14 protein-coding genes and 1 pseudogene are annotated in these 17803 nt (G+C 73.5%); 6 read left to right on the top strand and 9 right to left on the bottom strand.

Going from position 1 to position 17803, the window contains the following annotated elements:
- Positions 1–63 precede the first annotated feature (63 nt).
- The 7 genes from serC to AC3CH1_RS10920 all read right to left on the bottom strand — a co-directional run bounded on the left by serC (position 64) and on the right by AC3CH1_RS10920 (position 6800).
- The gene (gene serC, locus AC3CH1_RS10950; RefSeq protein WP_397919468.1) at positions 64–1182 is read right to left on the bottom strand and encodes a phosphoserine transaminase; all 1119 of its coding nucleotides are present in this window, start codon (positions 1180–1182) and stop codon (positions 64–66) included.
- Between the two features lie 164 nt (positions 1183–1346).
- Positions 1347–2576 carry a cytochrome P450 family protein gene (locus AC3CH1_RS10945; protein ID WP_488462714.1) on the bottom strand — a complete coding sequence of 410 codons (1230 nt, stop codon included), beginning with the start codon at positions 2574–2576 and terminating at the stop codon, positions 1347–1349.
- A complete protein-coding gene (locus AC3CH1_RS10940) occupies positions 2573–3835 on the bottom strand; it encodes a cytochrome P450 (RefSeq protein WP_488462713.1) in 1263 nt (420 codons plus the stop codon). The genes AC3CH1_RS10945 and AC3CH1_RS10940 overlap by 4 nt, the downstream gene beginning before the upstream one ends.
- Complete coding sequence (locus AC3CH1_RS10935; RefSeq protein ID WP_371625116.1) at positions 3832–4476, bottom strand: GTP-binding protein; 645 nt, start codon at positions 4474–4476, stop codon at positions 3832–3834. Before AC3CH1_RS10935 ends, AC3CH1_RS10940 begins: the two co-directional genes overlap by 4 nt.
- The gene (locus AC3CH1_RS10930; protein WP_003967208.1) at positions 4457–4828 is read right to left on the bottom strand and encodes a DUF742 domain-containing protein; all 372 of its coding nucleotides are present in this window, start codon (positions 4826–4828) and stop codon (positions 4457–4459) included. The genes AC3CH1_RS10935 and AC3CH1_RS10930 overlap by 20 nt, the downstream gene beginning before the upstream one ends.
- A complete protein-coding gene (locus AC3CH1_RS10925) occupies positions 4825–5244 on the bottom strand; it encodes a roadblock/LC7 domain-containing protein (protein WP_030117604.1) in 420 nt (139 codons plus the stop codon). Before AC3CH1_RS10925 ends, AC3CH1_RS10930 begins: the two co-directional genes overlap by 4 nt.
- The gene (locus tag AC3CH1_RS10920; protein WP_488462712.1) at positions 5241–6800 is read right to left on the bottom strand and encodes a sensor histidine kinase; all 1560 of its coding nucleotides are present in this window, start codon (positions 6798–6800) and stop codon (positions 5241–5243) included. The genes AC3CH1_RS10925 and AC3CH1_RS10920 overlap by 4 nt, the downstream gene beginning before the upstream one ends.
- A gap of 293 nt (positions 6801–7093) precedes the next feature.
- Between AC3CH1_RS10920 and AC3CH1_RS10915 the strand changes: the two genes are divergently transcribed.
- Positions 7094–9976 carry an FAD-binding and (Fe-S)-binding domain-containing protein gene (locus AC3CH1_RS10915; RefSeq protein ID WP_488462711.1) on the top strand — a complete coding sequence of 961 codons (2883 nt, stop codon included), beginning with the start codon at positions 7094–7096 and terminating at the stop codon, positions 9974–9976.
- A 15-nt stretch (positions 9977–9991) separates the two neighbouring features.
- On the opposite strand, the gene AC3CH1_RS10910 is transcribed toward AC3CH1_RS10915, so the two are convergent.
- Positions 9992–10882 carry a LysR family transcriptional regulator gene (locus tag AC3CH1_RS10910; protein WP_488462710.1) on the bottom strand — a complete coding sequence of 297 codons (891 nt, stop codon included), beginning with the start codon at positions 10880–10882 and terminating at the stop codon, positions 9992–9994.
- A gap of 258 nt (positions 10883–11140) precedes the next feature.
- Between AC3CH1_RS10910 and AC3CH1_RS10905 the strand changes: the two genes are divergently transcribed.
- Positions 11141–12100 carry an EamA family transporter gene (locus AC3CH1_RS10905; protein ID WP_488462709.1) on the top strand — a complete coding sequence of 320 codons (960 nt, stop codon included), beginning with the start codon at positions 11141–11143 and terminating at the stop codon, positions 12098–12100.
- Between the two features lie 160 nt (positions 12101–12260).
- Here AC3CH1_RS10905 and AC3CH1_RS10900 read toward each other — a convergent pair.
- Positions 12261–12464 (bottom strand): annotated as a pseudogene (locus AC3CH1_RS10900) (CopG family transcriptional regulator).
- A 308-nt stretch (positions 12465–12772) separates the two neighbouring features.
- Here AC3CH1_RS10900 and AC3CH1_RS10895 point away from each other — a divergent pair.
- The 4 genes from AC3CH1_RS10895 to AC3CH1_RS10880 all read left to right on the top strand — a co-directional run bounded on the left by AC3CH1_RS10895 (position 12773) and on the right by AC3CH1_RS10880 (position 17797).
- A complete protein-coding gene (locus AC3CH1_RS10895; RefSeq protein ID WP_488462708.1) occupies positions 12773–13327 on the top strand; it encodes a DinB family protein in 555 nt (184 codons plus the stop codon).
- A 329-nt stretch (positions 13328–13656) separates the two neighbouring features.
- Positions 13657–14463 carry a TIGR03084 family metal-binding protein gene (locus AC3CH1_RS10890; RefSeq protein ID WP_488462707.1) on the top strand — a complete coding sequence of 269 codons (807 nt, stop codon included), beginning with the start codon at positions 13657–13659 and terminating at the stop codon, positions 14461–14463.
- A complete protein-coding gene (locus AC3CH1_RS10885; RefSeq protein ID WP_488462706.1) occupies positions 14460–16202 on the top strand; it encodes an acyclic terpene utilization AtuA family protein in 1743 nt (580 codons plus the stop codon). The genes AC3CH1_RS10890 and AC3CH1_RS10885 overlap by 4 nt, the downstream gene beginning before the upstream one ends.
- Complete coding sequence (locus AC3CH1_RS10880; protein ID WP_488462705.1) at positions 16199–17797, top strand: acyl-CoA carboxylase subunit beta; 1599 nt, start codon at positions 16199–16201, stop codon at positions 17795–17797. The genes AC3CH1_RS10885 and AC3CH1_RS10880 overlap by 4 nt, the downstream gene beginning before the upstream one ends.
- Positions 17798–17803 lie beyond the last annotated feature (6 nt).

Here is a 17803-nt window from a genome sequence, read left to right as displayed (position 1 = left end):
CGGCACACCGCGTGGGTGCCGGGCCGTCTCCGTACAGCCGTGGTGGAGCCGAGAACCGAGGTGTTACAGCTTCTCGATCACGTAGTCGACGCACGCCGTCAGCGCCTGGACGTCCGCCGGGTCGATCGCCGGGAACATCGCCACGCGCAGCTGGTTGCGGCCCAGCTTGCGGTACGGCTCGGTGTCCACGATGCCGTTGGCGCGCAGCACCTTGGCGACGGCCGCCGCGTCGATCTCGTCCGCGAAGTCGATCGTGCCGATGACCTGCGAGCGCTTCGCCGGGTCCGTGACGAACGGGGTGGCGTACTTCGACTCGTCGGCCCAGCCGTAGAGGTGGCCCGACGAAGCCGCCGTGCGGCCCGTCGTGAAGTCCAGGCCGCCCTGGGTGTTCATCCACTTCAGCTGCTCGTTCAGCAGGAAGAGGGTGGAGAGCGCCGGGGTGTTGTACGTCTGGTTCTTGAGGGAGTTGTCGATCGCCGTGGGCAGCGAGAAGAACTCCGGGATGTGCCGGCCCGAGGCGTGGATCCGGGCGGCGCGCTCCAGGGCGGCCGGGGAGAACACGGCGATCCACAGGCCGCCGTCGGAGGCGAAGGACTTCTGCGGGGCGAAGTAGTAGACGTCGGACTCGGTGATGTCGACCGGCAGGCCGCCCGCACCGGAGGTGGCGTCCACCAGGACGAGGGCGCCCTCGTCGGCGCCCGCGACGCGCTTGACCGGGGCCGCGACACCGGTGGAGGTCTCGTTGTGGGTGAAGGCGTAGACGTCGACGCCCGCCTCGGCCTTCGGGTCCGGGTGGGTGCCCGGGTCGGAGGCGATGACGGTGGGGTCGGACAGCCAGGGCGCGAGCTTCGCGGCCTTGGCGAACTTGGACGAGAACTCGCCGAAGTTCAGGTGCTGGGACTTCGACTCGATCAGTCCGTGCGTCGCGACGTCCCAGAAGGCGGTGGAGCCGCCGTTGCCGAGGACGACCTCGTAACCCTCGGGGAGGGAGAAGAGGCTGCGCACACCGTCCCGTACCTCGCCGACCAGGTTCTTGACCGGGGCCTGGCGGTGGGACGTACCGAGGAGAGAGGTGCCGGTGGCGGCCAGCGCGTCGAGCGCCTCCGTCCGCACCTTGGAAGGACCGGCGCCGAAGCGTCCGTCGGCGGGCTTGATGTCAGCGGGAATCTGGATGTCGGCCACGGGACGGAGCGTAGTCCCTCGGTGGCACGGCTCGGCAACCGTGTCCGTCGGATGAGACGCGCGCTCCGGCCCGTGGACGACCGGGGGAAAGGCCTGTGGACGCCCGGGGAAAGACCTGTGGACGCCCGGGGAAAGGCCCCTGGACGCCCGGGGAAAGCGAAGGACTAGGCGTCGTGGCCGAACGGGCAGCCCAGCTTCACCGGCAGTTCGTGCAGGTCGTTCTGGGTCACGATCGGCTTGTTGCGCAGCTCGGACGCCGGGACCGCCAGGTCCAGTTCGGGGAACCTCTCGTACAGCGCGGGGAGCGCGATGCCCGCCTCCAGGCGGGAGAGCGCCGCACCCGGGCAGATGTGCGGGCCGTGGCCGAAGGCGATGTGGCGGTTCGGGGTGCGGGTGGCGTCGAACTCGCCGGCCGTCGGGCCGTGACTCTCCTCGTCGCGGCCCAGCGCGCCGAAGGAGACGATCAGGCCCTCGCCCTTCGGCAGGACCCTGTCGCCGACCTCGACGTCCTCCGTCGCGAAGCGGATCAGGACGTGCGAGGTCGGGGTGTTCCAGCGCAACGTCTCCTCGATCACGCCGTCCCAACCGATCTCCCCGCTCAGCACCTTCTCGCGCTGCTCGGGGTGGGTGGCCAGCGCCTCGACGACGTTGACGATCAGGCTGATCGTGGTCTCGTGCCCGGCGGCGATGATCAGTTGCAGCGTGTTGACGATCTCCTCGTCGGAGAGGTGGTCGCCGTCCTCGGAGGCCGCGATCAGGGCGCTGGTCAGGTCGTCGCCCGGGTTCGCCCGCTTGGAGTCGACGATCTTCGTGAAGAGGGCCCCGAGGTCCGCCATCATCTGCGGGACCTCCTCCGGTGGCGTCTGCGTCGAGAAGAACTTCTCGAACAGCTCCTTCAGCCGGGGGTGGTCCGCCGCGTCCACGCCCATCAGCTCGCTGATCACGTTCATGGGGAGCGGATAGGCGAACTCGGCCTTCAGATCCACCGGCTGCCCGGCGGGGAGGGCCGCCAGCCGCTCCAGGCTCGCGTTCGTCAGCGCCTCGATCCCGGCACGCAGCCGCTCCACCCGCTTCACCGTGAGCGCCTGCGCCACCAGCGTACGGAGACGGCGGTGGTCCGCCCCGTCGACCGTCAGCATCGAGCGGCCCGGGTTGGCCAGGCCGATCAGCGGCCAGTCCATGGGTATCTCGCCGCGCTGCCAGGCGTTCCAGACGTTGATGTCCTTGACCAGGCGGCTGTCGGTGAGCAGCGCGCGGGCCTCCGCGTGGCGGGTGACCGCGTACACGTGTACACCGCCGGGCAGTTCCACCTCGGCCAGCGGGCCGGCGGCCCGCAGCGCGGCGCTCTCGCCGTCGAGGTCTCTGACGAAGGGGTCGAGCGCGATGCGGGTCATGCGGGGCCTCCGAAGTTTCCGGGTCTTCCGATGGCGGGGGTGGGTGTGAAGAGCACCGGCAGGTCGGTCAGCCCGCGCAGCCACGGCGACGGGCGGCGGGTGAGCTGCTCGGCGGGGACGGCGAGGTCCACGTCGGGCAGCCGGTCGAGGAGGACCTCGATGCCGGTACGGGCGATGACCTCGGCGGTCTCCTGGGCCGGGAACGGGCAGCGGTGCTCGCCGTGGCCGAAGGAGAGGAAGGCGTTGTTGCCGCCGGTCAGCGTCGAGCCGTCGGTGCGCACCTGCGGGTCGCCGTTGGCGGCGGCGAGGCCGAGGAGCAGCAGGTCGCCGGCGCGGATGTGGCGGCCGCCGAGGTGGGTGTCGCGGGCGGCCCAGCGGCCGGCCACGTTCTGGGTGGGGGTGTCCTCCCAGAGGACCTCGTTCATCGCCTCGGCGACGCTGTGCCGGCCGCCCGAGAGGGAGGCGGCGAACCGGTCGTCGGTGAGCATGAGGCGCAGCGAGTTGCCCATCCAGTCGGCGGTCGGCTGGTGGCCGGCCGCCATCATCACCATGAGGTCCTGGGCGACCTCCTCGTCGGTGAAGCCGCCGGGGTCGGCGAGCATCCGGCTGGCGACGTCGTCGCCGGGCTCGGCGTGCTTGTCGGCCAGCAGCTGGAACATCGACGTGCCGAGGTGCTGCTGTCCGGCGAGCGCCCGCTCCCGGCCGTCGATCATGTCGTTGATCGCGCCGACCAGCGGGTGGGCCTTCTCGTCGGAGAAGCCGTAGATCCTGGCCAGTACGAGGGCGGGCAGCAGCTTGGCGTACTCCGCGATGATGTCGACCGAGCCCTTGGTGCAGAACCGGTCGATCAGCTCGTCGGCGAACTCCTCCGCGTACCGCTTCAGGGAGAACGGGTCGACGCCCTCCAGCGCGTTGCTGATCATCATGGCGCGGACGCTGTGGCGCTCGCCGACCGTGTAGAGGATCGAGGGCTGCCTGCGCCCGATCATCGGCAGCAGCGGCCAGTCGTCGGGGATGCGGTCCCACTGGTTCCACAGGTCGGAGTCCCGGCTGAAGAGGGCCGGGTCGCCGGTGACCTGGTGCAGTTCGCGGTAGCCGAGGACGAGCCAGGCGGGCACGTCGCCGTCGAGGACGACCGGGGCGATGGCCCCGTGGTCGCGCCGCATGTCCCGGTAGAGCTGGACGGGGTCGCTCTGGAAGCGGGGCCCGGACAGGGGGACGGACCCGTGGGTGACGGGGCAGCCGGAGACAGGGGTCACGGGGCGGGCTCCGGGGTCGGGCCGGCCGCCGCCAGGGCCGCCTCGGGGGCGCGGAGGCGGGCGGCGGAGAGCGCGGCGAGGTGTTCGACGAGCGTGATGAGCACGTACTTGCTGGACGAGCGGTCGCGCGCGTCGCACTCCACCAGCGGCACGTCCTCCGAGAGGTCCAGGGCCTCGCGGATCTGCTGCTCGCTGTGGAGCGGCCCGCCGAAGTCGTTGCACGCCACGATGAACGGGGTGCCGTGGTGCTCCAGGCGGTCGATGGCGTACCAGGAGTCGGCGAGCCGCCGGGTGTCGACGAGGACGACCGCGCCGAGCGTGCCGGAGAACAGCCGGTCCCACAGGAACCAGAAGCGCTCCTGTCCGGGTGCGCCGAAGAGGTACAGCACGGAGCGTTCGTCGAGCGTGATCCGGCCGAAGTCGAACGCCACGGTGGTGGACGACTTGGCCTGGATGCCGTCGAGGTGGTCGACGGCCTCGCCCGCGCGGGTCATGGTCTCCTCCGTGTTGAGCGGACGGATCTCGCTCACGGATCGGACCATGGTGGTCTTGCCGACCCCGAAGCCGCCGACGACAACGATCTTCAGTCCGTTGTCGGCCGTCGCGCTCAGGGCGGCGCGGTCAGAGGTTGCGGAGTCCAACGAGCACCTGTTCCAGGATGTCGGGGTCGGGGAGCCGGTCCGCGACACGGGCTGTACGGGGGTGGCGGGCGCTGATCCGGCCGGTGTCGAGCAGGTCGCACAGCATGATGCGGACGATGCTGACCGGCAGGTTCAGGGTCGCGGCTATCTCGACGACGGCGGTGGGGCCCTGGCACATCCGCAGGATCGCGACGTGCTCGGACTGCATCCCGGGGGCCGGGTCGCACTCGGCGACGACGAGCGTCACCAGGTCGAACGCGGCGGAGTCGGAGCGGCTGCGGCCCCCGGTGAGGGTGTACAGCCGGTCCGGGTCCTCGTCGCGGCCCGGCCGGGGGCGGGGTGCCGTCGTCATACGGCCGGGGTCTCGGAGGGTTCGCGCGGCGGCGCGACGAGGTGTTCGCCGAGCTGCTCGACGAGCTCGCTCATGTTGTGGCCGACGAGGCCCACGTCGGAGTCCTCGTCGGCGACGACGGCCAGGTGGGCCCCGGCTCCCGCCTCGACGATGAACAGCACGCCGCCGTAGAACTCGGCCATCGCGGACCGTACGCCGCCGGTGCCGTCGCCGAATTCGATGGACGCGCCGTGCGAGAGGCTCTGGATCCCGGCGGAGATCGCGGCCAGCTGGTCGGCCTGGTCGACGGAGAGCTCGGGGGTGCGGCACAGCTTGAGGCCGTCGCGGGACAGGACGAGGGCGTGGCGGGTGCCGGGGGTGCGGTCGAGCAGCCCCTCCAGCAGCCAGTTGAGCTTCTCGTCGGTGGTCGCGGTCATCGGGTGTTGCCTTCCGGGTGCGTGGAGTTGGCCCGTACCGCCTTGCTGAAGGTGCTGAAGCGCGCGGCCTGGACCTTCGGGTCGGTGGTGCGGGCCCGGGGGGTGTCGGCCTCGCCGGGGGTGGCGTTGCCGGTACGGGCCTCGGCGGCGGCCAGCGTGCGGCCGCGGCGGCGCTTGGGCAGGCCGCTCTCGCCGAACGCGGGCACGGTGCCCGTGGACTCGGACGCCGACTCCGCCGCCGGGGTCAGGGGCGTGGAGGCGTCGTCCTCGGGAAGGGACCGGGCCGCGGGGGCGGCGCCGGCGGTGTCCGTCCCGGCGGCCGAGGCGTGCGAGGGCTCCGGCTCGGCGGGAGCGGCGGCCGGAGCGGCGGGAGCGGTGGCCGGAGCTGCCGGGGCCGCGACAGCCTGGGCCGGGACCGTCGGCGTCGGCGCGGTCGAGCGGGAGATGAGGTCCTGGGGGAGCATCATCAGCGCGCCGGTGCCGCCCCGGGCGGACGGCCGGAAGGAGACGGTCAGTCCGTGCTTGCGGGCCAGCCTGCCGACGACGGCGAGCCCGAGGCGGGTGCCGGAGAGGTTGGTGAGGTCCTGGTGGTCGGCGGAGACCGCCTTCTCGGCGCGGCGCAGCTGCACCTCGCTCATGACGAGCCCGCTGTCCTCGACGGTGATGACGATGCCCGCCGGGACCTCCTCCACGTACACGTGGACCTCGGCGGTGGGCGGCGAGAAGTTGGCAGCGTTGTCGAGGATTTCGGCGAGCGCGTGCATGACGCCCTCGGCCGCGTGACCGGCGATGGCGACATCGCTGGTGGAGTGGAGACGGACCCGCTGGTAGCTGCCGATCCGGCCCATCGCGCCGCGCAGGATCGACTCCATGACGATGGGCTTCGCCCAGCGCCGGCCGGAGCGGGCCCCGGTCAGCACGGCGATGGAGTCGGCGAGGCGGCCCGCCTGGGCGGTGCGGTGGTCCAGGTGGAGCAGGTCGCCGAGGACGGACTCGTCGGAGTGCCGGTGCTCCATCTCGCGGAGGTCGGCCAGCATGCTGGTGGCCAGGGCCTGCATCCGCCCCGCCGCGTTGGCGCAGGCGGCGACGGCGGCGGAGCGCTCGGTCTCGGCACGGGTGGCACGGGCGGTCAGCCGGTCGACGGAGACGGCCAGCCGGCCCTGCTCGGCGGCGGCGGCCGCGGCGATCCGCTCGTTCTCGGCGCGGGCGTCGGCGACGACCCTGGCGGTCTCGGCGGAGGCGGCGCCCTTGATCCGGGCGGTCTCCGCGGTGAAGCGCTGGGCATCGACGGCGGAGGCGGAGACCAGGCGCGAGGTCTCCGCGGTGAACCGCTGGGCGTCGGCGGCCCGCAGGGCGCGCAGGGTCCGCGCGGTCCCCAGGGTGTGGACGGTGACGGCCACGCAGACGCTCAGCAGCACGGCGGCCGCGCCCGCGCCCCAGGCCAGTGGGGTCCGTACCGCGTCGGGGGCCACGGCGACGCCCCACAGGGTCAGCGTGCCGGTTGCGGCTGCCGAGATCAGCAGGGCGAGTGCGGTGGGCCGGTGTGAGGGGCGCAATCGGAGTCCTCGGTGGCGGACGGTGCGGGACGGTGTGAGGCGGTGCGATGTGGTGTCAGGTGTGGTTCAAGCGGTGCGAACCGGGTGAAATCGACCAGTCGAATTCAGGACAGTTCAGCACGGTTGTAGGCGATCCAGCACAACTGGAGCTGCCAATTCCTGCGCAAGTCTTGGTCACTATAGGAGACTTGACGGTCTGTTTGGGAAGATCTTGTGGGCTTTTTTGTACTGCTTACGTGCTTTGATCCTGGCGCATCCCAAGAGTTCACCTGAGGCGACGGCATGCTGAGACCATGGCCGAACAGCATCGACCGCATACCGACATCGCCCCGGACACCGCCATGCCCCCGGCTTTCGTCGCGGCGCTCCGCTCCGCCGTACGCGGCACGAGCGACTTCGGGGCCGCCGCCCGGGCGCTGACGACGATGGACGCCTCCAACTACCGCCGCGTTCCGCTCGGTGTGCTCGCCCCGCGCGACGCCGACGACATCGCCGCCGCCCTGGCCGTCTGCCGGGAGCACGGGGTGCCGGTGGTGGCGCGCGGCGGCGGCACCTCCATCGCCGGACAGGCCACCGGCACCGGACTCGTCCTCGACCTCACCCGCCATCTGCGCACGATCCTCGACCTGGACCCCGCCGCCCGCACCGCCGTCGTCCAGCCCGGCGTGATCCTGGACGACCTGCGGGCCGCCGCCGCACCCCACGGCCTGACCTTCGGCCCCGACCCCTCCACCCACAGCCGCTGCACCCTCGGCGGGATGATCGGCAACAACTCCTGCGGCGCCCACTCGGTGGCCTGGGGCACGACCGCGGACAACGTGCGGAAGCTGTCGGTCGTCCGGTACGGGGGCGAGGCCCTGCGCCTGGAACAGGGGAGCGGCGAGGGACCCGAGGGCGTCGGAGCGCTCGTCGCCGCCCACCTCGCCCTCCTGCGCACCGGCTACCCCGGCCTCCCGCGCCGCATCTCCGGGTACGCGCTCGACGCCCTGCTCCCCGAACACCCCGGCGGCCCCGACCCGGTCCGGGCGTTCTGCGGCAGCGAGGGCACCCTCGGCGTCGTCACCGAGGCCACCGTCCGCCTGGTCGAGGCCCCGCGCGCCCGCGCCCTGGCGGTCCTCGGGTACGCCGACGAGTCCGCCGCCGCCGACGCCGCCCCGGGCCTCCTCCCGTACCGCCCGCTCACCGTCGAGGGCATGGCCGCCGACCTCGTCACCCGGTCCGCCGGGCTGCCGCGCGGGGCCGCCTGGCTGTTCGTCGAGACCGGCGGCGACACCCCGGCCGAGGCGAGGGCGCACGCCGAACGCGTCCTGCGGGGCGCCGACGCGGTGGACGGGACGGTCGTCACGGACCCGGCCGGGCAGCGGGCCCTGTGGCGGATCCGCGAGGACGCCGCCGGAACCGCGACCCGGATGCCCGACGGCACCGAGGCCTGGCCCGGGTGGGAGGACTGCGCGGTGCCGCCCGCCCGGCTCGGCGCGTACCTCCGCGACTTCCGGGCCCTCCTCGCCGAACACGGCCTGCGCGGCGCCCCGTACGGCCACTTCGGCGACGGCTGCGTCCACGTCCGCATCGACTTCGACCTGATGACCGACGCCGGGGTGGCCCGCTTCCGCCGGTTCTCCGAGGAGACGGCCTCTCTCGTCGTCGCGCACGGCGGCTCCCTCAGCGGCGAGCACGGCGACGGCCAGGCGCGCGCGGAACTGCTGCCCCGGATGTACGGGGACGAACTCGTCGCCCTCTTCCACCGGTTCAAGGACCTGTGGGACCCGGACGGCGGCCTGAACCCCGGCATCCTCGCCCGCCCCGCCCCCCTGGACGCGAACCTCCGCTTCGCCGTCCTCCCGAAACGCCCGGTGGACGTGGAGTTCGGGTACCCGCAGGACGGCGGGGACTTCGCGGGCGCGGTCCGCCGCTGCGTCGGCGTCGCCAAGTGCCGTACGACGGAGGCGAGCGGCGCGGGCGTCATGTGCCCGTCTTTCCGGGCGACCGGCGAGGAGGCCCACTCGACCCGGGGCCGGGCCCGGCTGCTCCACGAGATGCTCGCGGGCGAGGTCATCACGGACGGCTGGCGCAGCGAGGAGGTCCGGGACGCGCTCGACCTGTGCCTCTCCTGCAAGGGCTGCCGCAGCGACTGCCCGGTCGGCGTCGACATGGCCACGTACAAGGCGGAGTTCCTGCACCACCACTACCGGGGCCGGCTCCGCCCCGCCGCCCACTACGCCATGGGCCGCCTCCCGCGCTGGCTGCGCCTGGCCGCGCCCTTCGCCCGGCCGCTGAACGCGCTGGCCCGGCTGCGCCCCCTGGCCGCGCTCGTGAAACGGCTGGCCGGGATCGCGCCCGAGCGTACGATCCCGGTGCTGGCGACAGAGACGTACAGCCGGTGGCTTCACCGCCGCCGGGGGAAGGGGACCCAGCGCCTCTCCTCGGACCGGGTGGTGGCGCTCTGGGCGGACACCTTCACCGAGCACCTCTCCCCGCGGGTGGGCCGGGCGGCCGTCCGGGTCCTGGAGGAGGCGACCGGGCGCACGGTGCTGCCGCCCCCGCGCGGTCTGTGCTGCGGCCTCACGTACGTGTCGACGGGCCAGCTGGACGCGGCCCGCCGCGTGATGCGCCGCACCCTGGACCGGCTACGCCTCCCGCCGGGCCACCCGCTCGTCGTCCTCGAACCGAGCTGCGCCGCGACGCTCCGCACCGACCTGCCCGAACTCCTCCCCGACGACCCGCGCGCCGCAGAACTGGCCGCGTCGGTACGGACGTTCGCCCAGTACCTGGAGGAGTACGCCCCCGACTGGACCCCGCCCCGCCTGGACCGCCCGGCCGCCGGCCAGACGCACTGTCACCAGCACGCGGTCCTCGGCGACGCGGCGGAACGGCGGCTGCGTGAACGGATGGGCCTCACCGGCGAACTCAGCGGCGGCTGCTGCGGGCTCGCCGGGAACTTCGGCTTCGAGAAGGGCCACTGGGAGGTGTCCGTCGCCTGCGCGGAGGAGCGGCTGCTCCCCGCCGTACGGAACGCGGAACCCGGTACGGAACTCCTCGCGGACGGCTTCTCCTGCCGCACGCAGCTCGACCAGCTGGCCGGGCGGCGGGCCCGGCACCTGGCGGAGGTCGTCGCGGAGGCCATCGGGGAGGCGGCTGCGACGGCCGTCGACGAGGGGCCGGGGGGCGGCGCGTAGGGCTCAGCGCGGGGCTCAGCGCGTCGCGCCCCGGGCGACGATCTCGCGGGCCAGTGCGGCAAGCTCCGGCAGCGCCGGGTGGCCGGGGGCGTCGCGGCGGGCGAGGAGGACCGGGACGTCCGGGGCGTCGTCGAGCGGGAGGTAGGCGACCCCCGTGTGCGGGTGCAGGGTCGCGGTCGAGGCGGTCGACACCCCGCTGCCGCGGCCGGCGGCGATCGCGGTGAGCCAGTCGTCGGTGTTCCCGACGGTGACGGTGGTGGCCGGCCGGGCGTGCGGCGGCCACAGGCCGACGGTGGTGGTGCCGGAGACGGTGTTCAGGACGACGGGGCCCGCCGCGAGATCGGCGAGGGCGAGCGAGGCCCGTTCCGCGAGCGGCCCGTCCGCGGTCACCGCCGCCACCCGGACCTCGGTGAACAGCACCTCGGCGACGAGCCCCGGCGCGTCCACGGGCCCCCGCAGCAACGCCGCGTCGACCTCGCCCCGGGGCAGGCCGGCGGTGCGGTCGTCGATCCGGAGCAGCTCCAGCGGGGTCCCCGGGTGGCGCTCCTGCCAGGCCCGCAGCAACGGCGTGGTGTACGGCCCGAACGCGGACCAGGCGTGCCCGAGCCGCAGCGGCCAGGTGCGCAGCCGGCCGGGGTCGAGGGCCTCGTCGAAGGCGGCGACCGCGGCGGCGGCCTTGTCACGGAAGGCGACGCCGTCGGGGGTCAGGGCGAGGTGATGGGTGGAACGGTCGACGAGCCGGACCCCCAGGTGCCGCTCCAGCGCCGCGAGGGTGCGGGACACGGCGGGCTGGGTGAGCCGCAGGCGGGCGGCGGCACGCGTGATGTTCAACTCCTCGGCGACCGCGAGGAAGGCCCGCAGATGCCGGAGTTCCACGGGGCGGCCGGTGGGGGGCGCATCGTTCATGCGTCGGGAGCATAACGGGAGCTTGATCGGTATTTCACGGAACGCGCGGAGGTCCTTACGGTGAAGGGACGCCATCGACGGGGCAGTGCGTAGCTGATGCCCTGCCGTCGGCGGGGCGGCGCGTCCTGACGTTCTGCCGTCGGCGGGGGTAGTACGTCCTGACGTACCGCCATCGACGGAATAGTGCGTTCTGCTGTACTGTCCAGTTCATTGCAATGTACTGATCCGACTCGTCCCCGTTCCCTCGGAAGGTCCCCCGTGAACGACCAGCGCAGCGCCGCCGAACAGGCCGCCGCAGCCGTCGCCGTACCCGAAGCGATGCCGGCACTCGAAGGCGCCGCGCCCGCCGGGCGGACCGGGGCCGAGCGCCGGGCGGCGCTGACGCCGATCGTGCTGGTGGTCGCCGGCGGCCTGTCCGTCCAGTTCGGCTCGGCCGTCGCGGCGCTCCTGATGCCGAAGGCGGGCGCGCTGGGCGTCGTCACCCTGAGGCTGGCGGCCGCCGCGCTGATCCTGCTGGTGATCTGCCGCCCGAAGCTGCGCGGCCACTCGCGTGCCGACTGGGGCACGGTGCTCGCCTTCGGCGTCGCCATGGGCGGCATGAACACGCTCTTCTACCAGGCGCTGGACCGGATCCCGCTCGGCATCGCCGTCACCCTGGAGGTGCTCGGCCCGCTGGCCCTCTCGGTGTTCGCCTCCCGCCGCCTGATCAACCTCGTGTGGGCGGGCCTCGCCCTCGCCGGCGTCGTCCTGCTGGGCGGCGGCGGCTTCGACCGCCTCGACCCGGTCGGCGCGGCGTACGCCCTGGGGGCCGGGGCGATGTGGGCGGCGTACATCGTGTTCAGCGCCCGCACCGGCCGCCGCTTCCCGCAGGCGGACGGGCTGGCGCTGGCGATGGTCGTCGCCGCGGTCCTCTCGCTGCCCCTGGGCATCATCGAGTCCGGGGCGAAGCTCACGGTCCCGTCCACCGTGGCGCTCGGTGCGGCGGTGGCCCTCCTCAGCTCGGTCCTCCCGTACACCCTGGAGCTGATGGCGCTGCGCCGGCTGCCCGCGCCCACGTTCGCCGTGATGATGAGCCTGGAGCCGGCCATCGCCGCCGGCGCGGGCTTCCTGATCCTCGACCAGGCCCTCTCCACCACGGACGCCCTCGCCATCGCCCTGGTCATCGGGGCCAGCGTCGGCGCGGTCCGCAGCCGGACGGGCCCGCGCCGCGAGGGGTGAGCCACGGCGGGGCGACGCGGCCGGGTGGCGTGGCCGGACCCGGCCCTCAGCCGTCGGCGGGCAGGATGCGGAAGGCGTTCATCCCGCCTGCGCGTGCCCCGCTGCTCTGCCTGCGCGGTGTCCAAAGCGGCGGGGAGAGCCGAGGTGTCGGCGACGATGATCAACGACGTGCGGTCCGTTGCTCGAGGTGCTCGTACGCCGAGTCGTCCATCTCGTCAGGCGTGCGGGAGAGTCAGCTGTCGAAGACGGGCAGTTCCCGGGTGCGCTTCGGCCGCTCCGCGCTGTCCAGCAACAAGGCGATGCTCCGCCGGATGAGCTCGGCCTCGCCGACGCCGGTCGCGGAGGACTCGCCATCCAGTCGCACTTCCCGCCCTTTCGGAAGGTACACGGTCGTCTTTTTCATGCCGCCGATTGTGCCTCCCTGCCCCACGTGAGGCAGGGAGTCGCTGCGAGTCCTGGGGTACCGGGGGAGCCCCGGCCCCGTCACTCGGCCGCCGAGAAGGGAAAACGGGCGTCGGTCAGCCGCTCCGATACCGCGCGCCCTTCGGCAGTCATCGACGGAGGCTGACGCGGACCGCCGCGTCGCCACCGCCGGAATGCCCTCCTCCGTACGGCGGCGGAACCTACAGTCGCCGGGTCCAGTCCCGCACCGGCCCGCCAGGAGGCCCCGCCATGAAACCGACCGCACCGACCGGCACTCACCCGAGCGCCGGCGAACGCCACGACCTGCTGGCCATGGTCGCCGACCAGCGCACCAACTTCCTCTACGCCGTCGCCGGGCTCACCGACGAGCAGGCCCGCGCCCGGTCCACGGTCAGCGAGCTGACCCTCGGCGGACTCGTGAAGCACCTCGCGGCGACCCAGCGGAGCTGGCTCTCCGTGATCGACGGGACCGCGGCACCCGAGGTCGGCTGGGCCGACCTCGACCCGGACGGCAACCGGATGACCGAGGACGAGAGCCTCGCCGCCCATCTCGACGCGTTCCACGCCGCGGCGGAGGCGTTCGACCGCGCCGTCCGCGAGGAGCCCGATCTCGACCGGGAAGTCACGCTGCCGCGATACCCCTGGTCACCGCCGCAGCCCCTCGTCTGGACCGTACGGCACGTCCTGCTGCACGTGTTCCGTGAGATCGCCCATCACAGCGGTCACGCCGACATCGTGCGGGAGTCGCTCGACGGGGCCAGCACCACCGAACAGATGGCGAAGGCGGCCATGGGCGGCGAGTGACGGGCGGGCGGCGGCCGGGGTGACGCGCTGCGCGTCACCCCGCACACCCGGCGCACCCGCACCCGGCGCACCCGCACCCGGCGCACCCGCACCCGGCGCACAAGCACCCCGCACACCCGGCGCACCCGCACCCCCCCGCACCCGCACACCGGCGCACAAGCACCCCGCACACCCGGCGCACCCGCACGCCGGCGCACAAGCGCCCCCCACGCCCGGCGCACCCGGGCACCTCGGTCACCCCGGACAGAAAACCATGCAAGCATGCTTGATTGTTTCCTGGTGCGCTGCCATGCTCCTGGGCACCACACCCGGTCCCGAGGGGAGCGCACGTGTCCGCTGTCGTAGCCGTGATCGACGATCTGCGCGAAGAGAGCGACGAACTCGACGCCCTGGTGGGGGGGTTGGGCGCGCCCGACATGCGCCGGCCGACCCCCGCCGAGCGGTGGACCGTGGCCCACCAGATCGCCCACCTCAGCTGGACCGACGAGGTCGCGCTGCTGGCGGCCACCGAGCCGGACCGGTTCGGGGACGAGGTGGCCAAGGCCCTCGCCGCGCCCGAGACCTTCGTCGACGAGGCGGCCGAAGCCCTGGTCGCCGCCCATCCCCCGGACGCCCTGCTCACCCGGTGGCGGGAGGGGCGGCAGCGGCTCGACAAGGTCCTGAGGGACGCCCCGGCCGGCACCCGGATCCCCTGGTACGGGCCGCCGATGAGCATCGCGTCCATGGCGACCGCCCGGCTCATGGAGACCTGGGCGCACGGCCAGGACATCGTCGACGCCCTCGGGGCGACCCGGGCCCCCACCGCCCGGCTCCGGCACGTGGCGCGGATCGGCGTCCGGGCCCGGAACTACGCCTACGGGGTACGCGGAATCGCCGCGCCCGAGGAGGAGTTCCGCGTCGAACTCCGCACCCAGGACGGCGAGATGATCGCCTACGGACCGGAGGACGCCGCCCAGCGGATCACCGGCCCGCTCCTCGACTTCTGCCTTCTGGTCACCCAGCGCGCCCACCGGTCCGACCTCGCCGTCACCGCCGAGGGGCGCGAAGCCGACCAGTGGCTCTCCATCGCCCAGGCCTTCGCCGGACCTCCCGGCCCCGGCCGCCCGCCCCGCGCGGAGCGGGACGGCCCCCGGTGAACGCAGCCCCCGTCGCCGCGCCCCTCCGGATCGGCAACGCGTCCGGCTTCTACGGCGACCGCTTCGACGCGCTGCGCGAGATGCTGACCGGCGGCCCCCTCGACGTCGTCACCGGGGACTACCTCGCCGAGCTGACCATGCTCATCCTCGGCCGGAGCCGCCTCAAGGACCCGGACAAGGGCTACGCCACCACCTTCCTGCGCCAGTTGGAGGAAGGGCTCGGCCTCGCCCACGAGCGCGGGGTGCGGATCGTCGCCAACGCGGGCGGGCTCAACCCGGCCGGACTGGCCGACGCCGTGCGGCAGTTGGCCCGGAAGGTCGGCGTTCCCGTCGCCGTCGCCCACGTCGAGGGCGACAGCCTGCCCGTCCCGGACGGGTTCCTCACCGCCAACGCCTACCTCGGCGGCTCCGGGATCGCCGCCTGTCTGCGGGCCGGGGCGGACGTCGTCGTCACCGGCCGGGTCACCGACGCGGCCCTGGTCACCGGGCCCGCCGCCGCCCACTTCGGCTGGGGCCCGGACGACCTGGACGCGCTCGCGGGAGCCGTCGTCGCCGGACACGTCCTGGAGTGCGGCACGCAGGCGACCGGCGGGAACTACGCGTTCTTCCGCGAGCACGACGCCCGCCTCCTCCGCCGCCCCGGCTTCCCGCTCGCCGAGATCCACGCCGACGGCTCCTCGGTCATCACCAAGCACGACGGCACGGGCGGGGTCGTCGACATCGGCACCGTCACCGCCCAACTCCTCTACGAGACCGGCGGAGCCCGGTACGCGGGCCCCGACGTCACCGCCCGCCTCGACACCGTGACGCTGACCCCGGACGGCCCGGACCGGGTCCGCGTCGAGGGCGTACGCGGCGAGGCCCCGCCGCCCACCCTCAAGGCGGGGCTCACCCGGCTCGGCGGCTGGCGCAACGAGGTCGTCTTCGTCCTCACCGGCCTGGACATCGAGGCCAAGGCGGAGCTGGTGAAGGCCCAGTTCGCCGACGCCCTGGCACGGAGCGGCGGGCGCCCGCCGGCCGAGGTGCGCTGGGAGCTGGCCCGCACCGACCGCGCCGACGCCGGCACCGAGGAGCGGGCCAGCGCCCTGCTCCGGCTCGTCGTCCGCGACAGGGACGCCGACGCGGTCGGCCGGACCGTCTCCGGCGCCGCCGTGGAGCTGGCCCTCGGCAGCTACCCGGGCTTCCACGTCACGGCCCCGCCCGGAAAGGGCGCGCCCTACGGGGTGTTCGAGGCCAGGCCCGTACCGGCGGCGGACGTCGAGCACACCGCCGTACTCCCGGACGGCCGCAGAGAGATACAGGAACCACCTGCCCGCACGCGGGAGTTGGCCGAACCCGCCGCGCCGCCGCTCCCCGAGCCGTATCCCGCCTCCACCCCCACCCGGCGCGCACCCCTCGGTCTGGTCGCGGGCGCCCGCAGCGGCGACAAGGGCGGCGACGCCAACGTGGGCGTCTGGGTGCGCGACGACGACGCCTGGCGCTGGCTGGCGCACGAGCTGACCGTCGAGCGGTTCAAGGAACTGCTGCCGGAGTGCGTCCACTTGACCGTCGTACGCCATGTCCTGCCCAACCTGCGCGCCCTGAACTTCACCGTCCCATGCCTCCTGGGCGAGGGCGTCGCCGCCCAGGCCCGCTTCGACCCGCAGGCCAAGGCGCTGGGGGAGTGGCTGCGGTCCCGGTCCCTCCCCGTCCCCGTACCGCTGCTGGAAGGCGTCCCCCTCCCGGAGGTGACCGCATGACCGTCCTGCCCACCGCGCTCGACACCGACGGCCCCGAGTACGCGGCCGACCGGGCCGCCATGGTGGCCAAGCTCGCCGAGCTGGAGGCCGAGCACGCCAAGGCGCTCGCGGGCGGCGGCGAGAAGTACGTCGCCCGGCACCGCAAGCGCGGCAAGCTCCCGGCCCGCGAGCGGATCGAGTTGCTCGTCGACCCCGACACCCCGTTCCTGGAGCTGTCGCCACTGGCCGCCTGGGGCAGCGATTACGCGGTCGGCGCCGCGCTCGTCACGGGGATCGGGGTGGTGGAGGGCGTCGAGTGCCTGATCACCGCCAACGACCCGACCGTACGCGGCGGGGCCTCGAACCCGTGGACGCTGAAGAAGGCCCTGCGCGCCAACGAGATCGCCTTCGCCAACCGGCTCCCCGCCATCAGCCTGGTGGAGTCGGGCGGGGCCGACCTGCCGTCCCAGAAGGAGATCTTCATCCCGGGCGGGGCCCTCTTCCGCGACCTCACCCGGCTCTCCGCCGCCGGAATCCCCACCGTGGCCATCGTGTTCGGCAACTCGACCGCCGGCGGTGCGTACGTCCCCGGCATGTCCGACCACGTGGTGATGATCAAGGAGCGGTCCAAGGTCTTCCTCGGCGGACCGCCGCTGGTGAAGATGGCGACCGGCGAGGAGAGCGACGACGAGTCCCTCGGCGGCGCCGAGATGCACGCCCGCGCCTCCGGGCTCGCCGACCACTTCGCCGTCGACGAGCACGACGCGATCCGCCAGGCCCGGCGGGTCGTCGCCCGGCTCAACTGGCGTAAGGCGCACGCCGATCCGGGCCCCGCCGAGCCGCCGAAGTACGACGAGGACGAGCTGCTCGGCATCGTGCCGGGCGATCTGAAAGCGCCCTTCGACCCGCGCGAGGTCATCGCCCGGCTCGTCGACCGCTCGGACTTTGACGCGTTCAAACCGCTGTACGGGACGAGCCTGGTCACCGGCTGGGCGCGGTTGCACGGCTACCCGGTCGGCATCCTCGCCAACGCGCAGGGGGTGCTGTTCAGCGAGGAGTCGCAGAAGGCGGCCCAGTTCATCCAGTTGGCGAACCAGCGCGACATCCCGCTGCTCTTCCTCCACAACACCACCGGCTACATGGTCGGCAAGGAGTACGAGCAGGGCGGCATCATCAAGCACGGCGCGATGATGATCAACGCGGTCGCCAACTCGAAGGTCCCGCATCTGTCGGTCCTGATGGGGGCGTCCTACGGAGCCGGCCACTACGGCATGTGCGGCCGCGCCTTCGATCCGCGCTTCCTCTTCGCCTGGCCGAGCAGCAAGTCCGCCGTCATGGGACCGCAGCAGCTCGCCGGGGTCCTGTCCATCGTCGCCCGCGCCTCCGCCGCCGCGAAGGGGCAGCCGTACGACGACGAGGCGGACGCCGGACTGCGGGCGATGGTGGAGCAGCAGATCGAGGCGGAGTCGCTGCCGGTGTTCCTGTCCGGGCGGCTGTACGACGACGGGGTCATCGATCCGCGCGACACCCGGACCGTCCTCGGCATGTGCCTGTCCGCGATCCACACCGCACCGGTCGAGGGCGCCCGTGGCGGCTTCGGCGTCTTCCGGATGTGAGGCCCA

This window comes from Streptomyces sp. MGP-P1 (assembly GCF_057766565.1).
The sequence above is the reverse complement of the archived record's forward strand: the minus strand, read 5'-3'. Positions and strand labels throughout refer to the sequence as shown.